General features: G+C 43.3%; 11 protein-coding genes and 1 pseudogene. 2 read left to right on the top strand and 10 right to left on the bottom strand.

All coding sequences use genetic code 11. The annotated features are described in order from the left end of the window. The 6 genes from V5N67_RS05245 to V5N67_RS05220 all read right to left on the bottom strand — a co-directional run. On the bottom strand, positions 1 to 187 hold a 187-nt coding region (locus V5N67_RS05245), incomplete at its 3' end, for a phage tail protein (RefSeq protein ID WP_332060670.1). A gap of 5 nt (positions 188 to 192) precedes the next feature. Next, positions 193 to 2,043, bottom strand: a complete 1,851-nt coding sequence (locus V5N67_RS05240) for a phage tail tape measure protein (protein WP_332060844.1) — start codon at positions 2,041 to 2,043, stop codon at positions 193 to 195. Next, the gene (locus tag V5N67_RS06835) at positions 2,040 to 2,102 is read right to left on the bottom strand and encodes a hypothetical protein (protein ID WP_442879245.1); all 63 of its coding nucleotides are present in this window, start codon (positions 2,100 to 2,102) and stop codon (positions 2,040 to 2,042) included. Before V5N67_RS06835 ends, V5N67_RS05240 begins: the two co-directional genes overlap by 4 nt. Positions 2,103 to 2,176: 74 nt before the next feature. Beyond that, positions 2,177 to 2,437, bottom strand: a complete 261-nt coding sequence (locus V5N67_RS05230; RefSeq protein ID WP_332060843.1) for a phage tail assembly protein — start codon at positions 2,435 to 2,437, stop codon at positions 2,177 to 2,179. A gap of 2 nt (positions 2,438 to 2,439) precedes the next feature. Beyond that, positions 2,440 to 2,946 carry a phage major tail tube protein gene (locus V5N67_RS05225; protein ID WP_332060842.1) on the bottom strand — a complete coding sequence of 169 codons (507 nt, stop codon included), beginning with the start codon at positions 2,944 to 2,946 and terminating at the stop codon, positions 2,440 to 2,442. Continuing rightward, positions 2,946 to 4,337 carry a phage tail sheath subtilisin-like domain-containing protein gene (locus V5N67_RS05220; RefSeq protein WP_332060841.1) on the bottom strand — a complete coding sequence of 464 codons (1,392 nt, stop codon included), beginning with the start codon at positions 4,335 to 4,337 and terminating at the stop codon, positions 2,946 to 2,948. The genes V5N67_RS05225 and V5N67_RS05220 overlap by 1 nt, the downstream gene beginning before the upstream one ends. Positions 4,338 to 4,470: 133 nt before the next feature. On the opposite strand from V5N67_RS05220, the gene V5N67_RS05215 reads away from it, so the two are divergent. Then, positions 4,471 to 4,722, top strand: coding sequence for a type II toxin-antitoxin system Phd/YefM family antitoxin (locus V5N67_RS05215; protein ID WP_332060840.1), 252 nt, complete (start codon positions 4,471 to 4,473; stop codon positions 4,720 to 4,722). A gap of 45 nt (positions 4,723 to 4,767) precedes the next feature. Here the strand turns inward: V5N67_RS05215 and V5N67_RS05210 are convergent, their stop codons facing one another. Further along, on the bottom strand, positions 4,768 to 5,094 hold the full coding sequence (locus tag V5N67_RS05210; RefSeq protein ID WP_332060839.1) for a HigA family addiction module antitoxin: 327 nt from the start codon (positions 5,092 to 5,094) through the stop codon (positions 4,768 to 4,770). A gap of 23 nt (positions 5,095 to 5,117) precedes the next feature. Beyond that, positions 5,118 to 5,394: pseudogene (locus V5N67_RS05205) on the bottom strand (type II toxin-antitoxin system RelE/ParE family toxin). A 121-nt stretch (positions 5,395 to 5,515) separates the two neighbouring features. Here V5N67_RS05205 and V5N67_RS05200 point away from each other — a divergent pair. Next, complete coding sequence (locus tag V5N67_RS05200) at positions 5,516 to 5,887, top strand: helix-turn-helix domain-containing protein (RefSeq protein WP_332060838.1); 372 nt, start codon at positions 5,516 to 5,518, stop codon at positions 5,885 to 5,887. Here V5N67_RS05200 and V5N67_RS05195 read toward each other — a convergent pair. Both V5N67_RS05195 and V5N67_RS05190 read right to left on the bottom strand, forming a co-directional pair. Then, complete coding sequence (locus tag V5N67_RS05195) at positions 5,882 to 6,802, bottom strand: Bgr_08870 family protein (RefSeq protein ID WP_332060837.1); 921 nt, start codon at positions 6,800 to 6,802, stop codon at positions 5,882 to 5,884. The genes V5N67_RS05200 and V5N67_RS05195 overlap by 6 nt on opposite strands. 11 nt (positions 6,803 to 6,813) lie before the next feature. After that, positions 6,814 to 9,954, bottom strand: a complete 3,141-nt coding sequence (locus V5N67_RS05190) for a DUF4815 domain-containing protein (RefSeq protein ID WP_332060836.1) — start codon at positions 9,952 to 9,954, stop codon at positions 6,814 to 6,816. Between the last annotated feature and the right edge of the window lies 1 nt (position 9,955).

Below are 9,955 nucleotides of genomic sequence, written 5' to 3'. Positions count from 1 at the left end.
CACCTTTAAAGTCTGGATACACCACCCCTGTTAAAGAAAATTCCGCATTGGCAACAGCTGGCAACTGAAGTGCTGCCTTGCGCCCCAATCGCCCTTGCTCTACCCACGGAATATCATAAGACATGTTAAGTGTTTGATACGCTGCCGTTTCAACCGAAAAAATAAACTGTCCCAAAGCCAACATCATGGTGATTAATCCGAAAAGCTTGATGCTATAGCCAAGCGCTGCTGTTTGGCTTGACGTTCAAGGACTTGATTGACCGCAGCCTGAATTTCATCCGCAGAGCCTCTTCCCCCCGAAATATTCAAATTGCTAATAGTGATAGAAGCATCCACTTCCGCAGGCTTTTGAACCATAATCGTCTCGGAAGCATTTAAAGCTTTAATCTTTGCTGCTTCAACGGAGTTTATATGCGTGCTGCTGTTGCGTTGTTGAGGTGGGGTGTTCGTAACAACGGTTGCATCGGTTATTCTTTTTGCGCGTGTACTTGTTTCTTCGGTAAGACTTTTAATCGTCTCAGTTGAACTTTTATCGATTGTAGCGCTAAACCCGAGCTTTTCTTTCATCCAGCTAGGCATCCAACTCGTTAATTTTTTAATCGCACCGCTAAGCCAATTATACATTGTCTGCCACGCGCTTTTCATGCCCTCCCACAGCCCACTAATCAGATTAGCTCCTGCATCCATTAAGTTGACCCCAAACAACCAGTCAATCAATGAATTGATTTTTGTTGCTATCCAATAAAGTGGCGAAAAATCTTTAAAGAAAGTAAAAAGGTTATCAAAAACATCGCTGCATAAAGCAACAAAGGAATCCCATAACTTGCTTAGATAGCTTGTTACCGTATCCCAATTTTTGTAGAGTAGATATCCAGCCCCAACAAGCAATGCAATACCGCCAAGTATCCAGCCTACAGGCGTAGTCATTATAGCTGCCCCAAGTGTGATAAACGTGGTGCTCAGTGCAACTAAGGATGCAATGAGAGGACCAAAAATAAATGCGCTAAGTGCCACAAGACCAACCTTAAACAGGCTTATTTCACCAATCAATGGTTCCATCCATTTAAACCACCCTTTGATTCTTTCCGTGATCCCACTGATATTTTGTCTCAAATCAGAAGTAGGATCACACAAAGCCTTCAAGACGTCTTTTAAAGATTTTGCCCACTTTGTGACGGTTGTTTGAATGAGATCACGATTTTCATCAATCAATGCTGAAAAAGCATCAATCAAATCATTGAGAACTGGCATGAAACGCGCACCAATAAAACTGGCAATCCCACCTAGTTGGCTTTTAAAGGCACCAAGCTTGTCACTTAAATCTGCTGCATACTCTGCAACATCGGCACCTATCATCCACTTTCCTTTTCGCGCATCTGCAAAGAGGTCTTTTATTTTTCCCATGCCTTGCGAAAGCATGGCAGCCATTTCTTTACCATCCCCACCAAAAAGCAGAGCTGCAATATGTTGTCTTTGTGCTTGATTGTTCATCTGACTCATCTTGTCGGTAATTTCTTCCAACAAAATGGAATTGGATTTCAACTTCCCAGAAGCATCTTTGACAGAAATACCAAGCGCCTCAAATCCCATAATACCTCTTTTTTGCCCCGCAAAAGCTTGTGCAGAACGCCTATTCAATACCGCTAAAGATTGTTGAAAAAGTGCAGAAGAAGTCCCCGAATTATCCGCTGCATCGCCCCATAATTGAAGCGCTGCAACACTCATGCCTAAATGCCGTGACGCATGATGAAGACTATCCCCCATGTGCATGGTTTTCATGGTGACAGCAGTCAAGCTTGCCACAAGACCACCACCTGCAAGCCCTAAAGCCCCTGTAAAAATTGAAGCACGACTTGCTGCCGTGCTAAGAGCACCTTGAACACCTTTCAGGCTTGCTGTCATGTTTTTGACCGCAGCAGAAAAGCGAGGAACACCCAATTTATGCGATAAGTCTTGAAACCTCCCTTGTAGACGCTTCAAAGGCGCAGTGATTTTATCCTCAAGCGTTAATCTGACTTTCGCATCGGCAACTTTTTTCGTCATTTCGTTTTATGCCTTTCTGCTGCTTGTTTGCGCCAAAAAATCAATTCTTGTGGCTCCATTTCCATCATGTCTGACAGTGGCCAATGAAAAACTATCGCTATATCCCCTATCAGTTTTGCGGCGGTTTCCCAATCTAGGTATCCCGCCGCTTGATAAAAGACTCCAAGATTTCTCCAATGCCTGACAAATCCTCAATGTCGATTTCTCCCACGGCTTCATAAGGCCAGCTCGAAAGGCGTGCGATCATTGCTATGGTTTGCTCGATACCTTCCTTTTTGTCGACCGCTTGCAAATCCTTTGTTTTGGCACGACGTAAAATGATTTTGGTGTGTTCTTTTCCTTCAAAAAAAACAGGGATGGACAATTTATATGTAATACTTGTTGCTGCTATCATTTTTACATTCCTAAAAATTCTCTATGTTTTGCCAATTGGTCTACACCATTGAATTTCCTCACCATGTTGAGAGCATCTATCTCAACAATCTCAACCTCCTTCTGAACATATTTGAAGTAATGCAGTGTGAATGTCGCTGTAGAGGTTGCTTTGCCTCCTGCTTGCCATTCTGCCATTTCAAAACCTTTGCAAAGCCCTTGCATGGTGATGGCAACACCTTCTGCGGGCGTGCCTTGCGCTTGCATTGAGCCCCGTAGGGAGATGTCAACATCAGAGCGCCCCAGCTGTGTCATCAGCTCTGGTGAACAATCAGAAATCGTCATGGTCAATGTTAAAACCTCAAGCCCCATATCAATCTCAATGGGTACATCCATGCCACCACCACGATAGCTTTCAACGGTGAAATTCAAATTCGGCAAAGTCACGCTTTCACACTTTGCCTGATAGGGAATGCCGTCGACATAAATGTTAAAATATTTCAAAACCCTTGGTAAGACTGGTACTGCCATTACGCCATCTCCTCTAAGTAATCATTGGTAATTTGTGAACGGAACGTGATATGTTCTGCTGGGGTTGTTGGTGTGAACTCCACATTGAAATAAACTTTGCCATCTTCGATCGCACTTGGTGTGTTGAGTTCTGGATCGGGGATGCAGTGCCCACCAAGAATTGCCCCTTGCGCTTTTAAATCACGCAAATAAGCATTGACGCTTTCGCTCACATCGCTCATGTAGGTTTTCTTGATATTTTTATCGACTGCCCACAAATGCCCGCGTAAAATGGCATCGTTAATCATATCTGCGGTTCTCACCACCGATAAAAAAGCAAATTTTCTATCACTTGAAAGGGTACGGTTCCCCCACAAGCGATAGCCATTTTCGCGGATAATTGTTGTAATGTTTTGTTCATTGAGCAGGTTGGCACGGCTTGATCTATCACCGATAGAAAAGTCAATCGGGCGAGCAATGCCAACAATGCCATTGATCACTTTATTGGAAGGAGAATGCCAAAAGCCATGCTCAAAATCCGTTCTAGCAATCACCCCTGCAACGGCTGCACTTGCTGGCTCTTGTGAGATTTTTCCATGACGATTCACTGCCACAAAAGGATCAACGATAATAGCACGCTTTGAATCAAAATCCTTGGCTGTGCTAAGAGCTGCTTCATCTGTTGTGTTTGGTGCATCAAGCACCACAATGGCACGCAGACGTTCAGCAATACCAAGCAACTCTGCTGCTACGGGATTTGATGTGGTGCTTATTTCTGCCCTAGCTGTTGCACCAGTGCCATCACCTTCAATCGTCACACTTGGTGCAGTTTGGTAATCAATGCCATTCTCCTTGAGAACAATAGACGTGATTTTCCCATCGGAAATGACAGCTTCTGCTTTGGCTCCCCCTGCAATTTTAACCGTTGCTTGACTATAACCACTGCCTTGGTTGGTAACATTAATCTTGCTAAGGGTTACAGGGCGTTGATGAGTAAAGCTTGGAGCGATCAAAATGCGTGGTGTTTGCCCAACAATGGATTGTGCTCCAATCAAAGCATGGACACCTTCATAAGCTCCATCTGTATTGACACCACCAAGAACATTGGCAAGAGTTGTATTCTCGTTCTCACCTTCCTTCACCCGCACGACAACAACAATGGCACCCACTTGCTTAAAAATCAGGTCAAGAGCATTAGGCAAAGTGCCACGTCGCTTGCCTGTTTTATCAAGTTTTGCTGCTTGTAAAAGTGATCCCGAAACCAAAACGGGTGTATTCAACGGAAATGCTTGTGTATCGGCATCTGGTGCCGTCCCCACAATCCCGATAACGGCTGATTGAGCTGTACGAAGTGGACGCGTACCGTCATCGGACTCGATAACTTCAACGCCGTGCAAAAAACCTGTTGCCATTTTATGCTCCTTCAAATGATTGGCTGGGTTAAATAAATTCTGAAAAATTATGATGAGAGTGTCGCTCTTAAAAGCTGCTTGATGTTATACGAGTACGTACAACGCGTATTATTCATAATGCTGAGGTGTAGATATGAAGAAATATAGTTTTACAGATATGAACCGTGAAGCTGACAATATTTTGGATGAAGCTATGTCCAAGCCCATAGCTTTAACAAAACGAGGACGTGAGAAGATCATTATGCTTCCCGTCAGTTTATATAACGAATTAATAAAACCCCATTCTGCTATACAATCTTTTGTCTATGCAGACGCACCAAAGAATATATTAAACGAATTAGATTGTGGTTTAGATGATATTTTAAATGACAATGAAAATGTTTAAAGCTGGTAATGTTATTCGTACTGTTTACTTCTAAAGAGAAAGATTCTAGCGGCCATGTTCTATTTGCGCATCCACTCCACGAGCTGTTAATGTTGGAATGGAAGAAACATCAATATCCCGTAGCGCGTGCCATGTATCATAATTCGCCTGCAACTGTAACCATAAGGCTGGTCCATTGCCCAAAAGTTTGCCAATACGTGCAGCTGTAACTGCCGTAACAGGACGTTGTCCCTTAAGAATACTGTGCAAATGCTGTCGTGATATTTGAAGAATTTGAGCAATTTCAGTTTTACTTATATCCAAATTATCCAAGGCTTCAGCTAAGATTTCTCCTGGATGAGAAGGACAACGATCAGGATGGCGTGTAGTCATAGGTCAAACTCCTTCTGAAAAGCTCAATGATACTGTTCTAGAATCAACATGCATCACGTGACCGTCAACAAACTCGAAAGTAATGCACCACGGTCCATTAACATGGATAGTATAACGCGTTGGAGTAAATCCCCTCAGCATATGAAAATTATAGCCTAGTAAATTCACATCGCTCACTTGAGAAGCCGCTTCAAGAGCATCAAGACGACGAATGACACGCTGTTGAAGCCTGCTATCAATTTTACTCTTTCCTGTTTTCCAAAGAGATTGCAGGTCTTTATTTTTAAATGTTTTGATCATAGCAACTCAATGGCTTCATTTTAAATAAAATGTAATGTAATAAGTGACATTTGTCAACAAATATGTTACTATTTAAACAGTACGATGCAATTAACCCCGCTAAACTAAAGGAACTTTACAAATGGATATAAAGCCTATTCGTACTGAAAAAGATTATCAAGAAGCATTGAAAATTGTGTCTGCAATGTTTGACAATCAGCCCGAAATTAATACTCCAGAATTTGATAAAATGGAGGTTCTTGTTTTATTGATTGAAACTTATGAAGCTGAACACTATCCCGTTTCTCCTCCTCATCCAATTGAAGCTATTAAATTGAGAATGGAACAAATGAACTTAACCGCTAAAGACCTTGTCCCTGCGATTGGTCACTTAAATCGTGTTTATGATATTTTAAATGGCAAAAGAAAATTAACACTACGCATGATTAAAAACTTGCATCAGCAATTTAATATTCCACTGACAAGCCTTATCCATCACCATCAAACTTCATGACTTTATAGCATAAACAACTGTTGCATTCACAGGTCGTGTTTCTACTTCACCCGTTGAGGAAATAGTTGCCTTGTGCGTATGGGCACCAGCAGGTTGTGTGTTTGCTGAATCTTGGAAATTACCAAAAGCGGGATTCCTACCACCTATTTGACCAACACCTCTAGTTGTATACAAATACCGAAAATTATGCGTGTGCTGCCCTGCCGTTTCAAGAGTGCAATCATGCGTATGTGATCTGATGCTGTCTTGTTGCTCAGTTGCAAAATCTCTCTCTGGGTCTAAGCCACGACCACTATCTAAGCCGCGTAAAAACATTCCTCTAAAATCAGGAACTTTAAAGGTGGTCTCGCTGTCGGCTCCCCATTGCTCACCTATTGCCTCAAATAATTGCGGATACTCTTCACGCTCATAGGTCGCGCCATCACATAAAAGCCAGCCCCTTGGCACCTGCTGCATGGCAAATGTAGCAATGAATCCAGAAGGAAAAACTTCCCTGATCGCTTGCTTCATTTCATCATACATTTCTTGATAAGAAGCCTCAAGCCCAACGATATCTTCCATTTTATGCTGGTGTACACCCAACAGCGACTTAGCACTGCCAAAGGTAAAATGGTTATTGCTCGATTTGTAGAGTACATAATTATTCGCTGCATCTTGCGCACCTTCCACATCTGCCAAATCAGCAAAAGAGAAGGTTTTATCCGCTGACATTTTACCTTTAAGTTCTGTTTCAAGACCCGTGACATCACTTATCTCATGTGTGTGCTGTAAAGGAGCTTTCTCTTTTACTTGCTTATCAACATCCGCAATTGCCTGATCTATTATTATCAAATTCTCCCGCAAAATCGGAAATTCAGAGCTGATAAAGCGCCCTTCCTGAGGCAATTCCATATTTAACTTTTTTGTCTTTTCCATTTTCCCTCCAATCACAATATGCCTGCACCAAAATCACGCACCATCGACCGTGCCGCAGGACTACCAGTCAGTGTAAATTTCAACCGTGCTTGTTTGGCTGTTTTGTTATCACTTATGAACTTACGCTCCGTCCAAAGCGGCTCGCTCAATTGTTCTGTCTCTTCTAGTTTTAGTGACGTAAAATCACCGTCATCAAATTGAATATCCATTGAAAACACCGAACCACTCGGCAAAAAGGTCTTGATATAGCTTGTTAATTTTGAATTTTCTCCAAAAGCAAAGGCACGTGTAACGTAAGTGGCTTGCTTATGGATTTTGCCCGCAATGAGCTCAATAGGAGCAAACAAAACAGGCGAGAGCTTTTGCGTGCCCTTGAGGATGGCGCGCAGCTGAACTCTCTCACTGAGATATTCCGTTAGACTGAGCAATTGAAACGGGAGAAGCTGGTAAATTGTGCCATTGTTTCTTTCAATTTCAAACACAACAGAACAATCACTGGAAGGCAACTCTATTGCCGCACGCACTTGCAAGTCAGAGCAATCAACAAGATCAAACTCCCCTAACTCTACAATTTTTTCTGTTTGTGTGTAGCGTGCTGCAAGCACACGAAACGTCAGTGCTTCATCTTGGTGGGCTGTCCATGTTTGTGCATTGACTGAAGAAAAGCGCGGACCCGTCACATAAGGATGGCTAGACACGTATCTTTGCTTGTCTACATCAAAATCCCCAAGTTTTGCCAAACCAACCGAATGCTCACTGTCATCGGTCTTAATCACAAAAGCTGTGAGGCGGTCATTTGCCACCGTCAAGGGGACATCATAGCGCGCTTTTGCCCACCCCGTCTTGGCTTGCTTCATCGAATAAGGGGTTTGTGCTTGAACATCAGCAGTGGGAGTGCCATTGTCTGTTGTTACCAAATCAATCATCAAATCATTGGCAGGATTGCCAATTTTACAAAGGTAAAAATCAACCCCTGTTATTTGCCGCGTTTCATCGGGGATGAACACTTGTGCCTGTGGATCAGATTTTGTCCAGACACGCACCGTTGTGGTACGTCGCATCACTTGCACATCAATCACACCTTGCCCCGTAAAAAGACCCGTTGCTGTTGTTCCCCCTTTGCCCCTTGCCACAACATTTTTTGTGCCCGCAGTAATATTTTTAGGAATGCTAAACTTGCCTTCAATGATACCATGGGCATTGGCAGTGTGAAGAGTCTTTGGCAAAACACTCACACCATCAAAGGTAAGGCTTTCTAAGATTTCTCCCTTACCAAAACCTTCAATTTTAAACTCCAGTTCAATTTGCCTTAAGAAATCAATCTGCTCCTGACGCGCGCTCACCAAATTATCTCTGACTGATACAGTCGTGCTCCCTCTTCTCGCTCTTCCCATAAACAATTGATTGGTCATGCCAGAGAGCCATTCTGTGCGTTGTTCATGCCAAAAGTCTGTTGCGGGAGTGAGTGTGAGAGTACCGGGCAGTGGTGCAAAATTTTGATAAGGATTGATTTTTTCACAAGCTGTCTTTAGCTCTTGTGCAATGATGACTTCATTGTCCCAATCAAGGGTGACAGGGGTTTTTAACGTCGCGTAGTAAAATGTTGGCTCAATGGCAAGCTGCAAAATGCCGCTACCAATCGCGCCTGTTTGTGGAAAGCCCTCATCGCGATAGCTGTCATCAAGAAAAGGATCGGCAAACATGCCTTTCTTTGCCACAGGCTCTTTTGAATCCACATTGCTTTTAATGCGCTCTAACTGCATGAGACGATCAAGGGACAAAACCCGCTGAAAATAACGCCACATTTCATCATAGGGGGCAACACGAGTGCCATCATTTTTGACAATGGGGAAATCTATCCAATTGTTGGTTATTGTTGCCAAAGACAACACATCATCAGGCACACTGGGTGCCATGGGATCATCTGCGGAAACCCCTTTGATATAAACCACACTACCTTGCCCATTCATTCCTATACGATCGATACGAGGCAATTTATAAGTATAGCTGACAATAATATCACCCCCTTGCGCACCCTCTGAGAGCGTGATTTCTTGTGCTGTTATTTTATCAGCCATCACTTGTGCACGATAGCGATAAGTGACTGTATAACTACTGCCTGCACGTGGCTCATCACCCATCAATACCCAATCAATCGTATCACCCGTCTTTTTAAAATCTACGCCCTCGACAAATTCCTTGTCGCCTTGGACAACTTTTTCAAAAGACGTAATACTTTTATCAGGCATGCCATCGCGTCCTGAAGCTATCGCACCACGGGTTACATTCACGGTTTTTTCTTTGGTCAGCAAAAGAGAATGAATCGTGGCAAGAGGTGCATAGTAGGTCTTAAAGGTGAAACTTTCCTCCCCTTGCTTGGGAGAAAAAATATGCGTCTCACTTGGAACGACCCCTTCGGAAAAATCTTCCGCTTCTTCATATCTCAAAGCCGCAAGGCGCTTGCGTTTGAAACCATTAATATTGGCTTCCCCCTCTTGAATACTAAAAACCTGATTTCCTCCCTCTTTGCCTAATGCTGTAACACGGCAACCACTCACAATATAATGACCATGGGCACGATCGTAAGTGGCAATGGCTTGCATGGCAGGTTCAAGCAGAGAGGGTGATTTTTGGTCAATCAAAATCCCATCTTGCAGCACATAGACAGGGAAAAACGTGCCTTCCTGTGGATCGTCTTTAAGAGCCCATACAAGCTTTGCTGTCTCGCGTGCTGCCCCTGCTTCACCTTCTGCCAATGTCCCTGAAACTTGCCCTAATAATTGGGGATCATCTTCATGGGTGATCCATTTTTTTTGAAGTTTCACACCGATTTCGCTGCGCCCCATCATCGAAACATTCTCTAAGACAGCTTCTGAAACGGGGAAAATATCCCCTGCTATAAAAATCTTCCCCTCTGTCAATGTGACAGTTTGGCTGTCTTTGTGAATAAAAGCATCAGCACGCTCAATACGATCACCTTCTTTGGCAACCAATCGTCCCAAACGGTCATGGCGCCCTCTGATAATTGTTTGAACTTCATTTAACTCGCCACTTTGCAGAAACGGACGCTCCCCATAAAACACAACACTTTGTTGCTCATCTCTGCCCACCGATCGATCAATTGCAAAAGGTAAACCACTTTCATGCTTCATC

The organism is Bartonella rhinolophi (genome assembly GCF_036576165.1).
GTDB lineage: Bacteria > Pseudomonadota > Alphaproteobacteria > Rhizobiales > Rhizobiaceae > Bartonella.
This window is presented reverse-complemented; position numbering and strand designations above follow the sequence as displayed.

What these genes read in the sequence shown, in the direction of transcription:
- V5N67_RS05240 (WP_332060844.1), bottom strand. Translation starts at nt 2,043, where the DNA reads ATGACGAAAAAAGTTGCCGATGCGAAAGTCAGATTAACGCTTGAGGAT.
- V5N67_RS05230 (WP_332060843.1), bottom strand. Translation starts at nt 2,437, where the DNA reads ATGATAGCAGCAACAAGTATTACATATAAATTGTCCATCCCTGTTTTT.
- V5N67_RS05225 (WP_332060842.1), bottom strand. Translation starts at nt 2,946, where the DNA reads ATGGCAGTACCAGTCTTACCAAGGGTTTTGAAATATTTTAACATTTAT.
- V5N67_RS05220 (WP_332060841.1), bottom strand. Translation starts at nt 4,337, where the DNA reads ATGGCAACAGGTTTTTTGCACGGCGTTGAAGTTATCGAGTCCGATGAC.
- V5N67_RS05215 (WP_332060840.1), top strand. Translation starts at nt 4,471, where the DNA reads ATGAAGAAATATAGTTTTACAGATATGAACCGTGAAGCTGACAATATT.
- V5N67_RS05210 (WP_332060839.1), bottom strand. Translation starts at nt 5,094, where the DNA reads ATGACTACACGCCATCCTGATCGTTGTCCTTCTCATCCAGGAGAAATC.
- V5N67_RS05200 (WP_332060838.1), top strand. Translation starts at nt 5,516, where the DNA reads ATGGATATAAAGCCTATTCGTACTGAAAAAGATTATCAAGAAGCATTG.
- V5N67_RS05195 (WP_332060837.1), bottom strand. Translation starts at nt 6,802, where the DNA reads ATGGAAAAGACAAAAAAGTTAAATATGGAATTGCCTCAGGAAGGGCGC.
- V5N67_RS05190 (WP_332060836.1), bottom strand. Translation starts at nt 9,954, where the DNA reads ATGAAGCATGAAAGTGGTTTACCTTTTGCAATTGATCGATCGGTGGGC.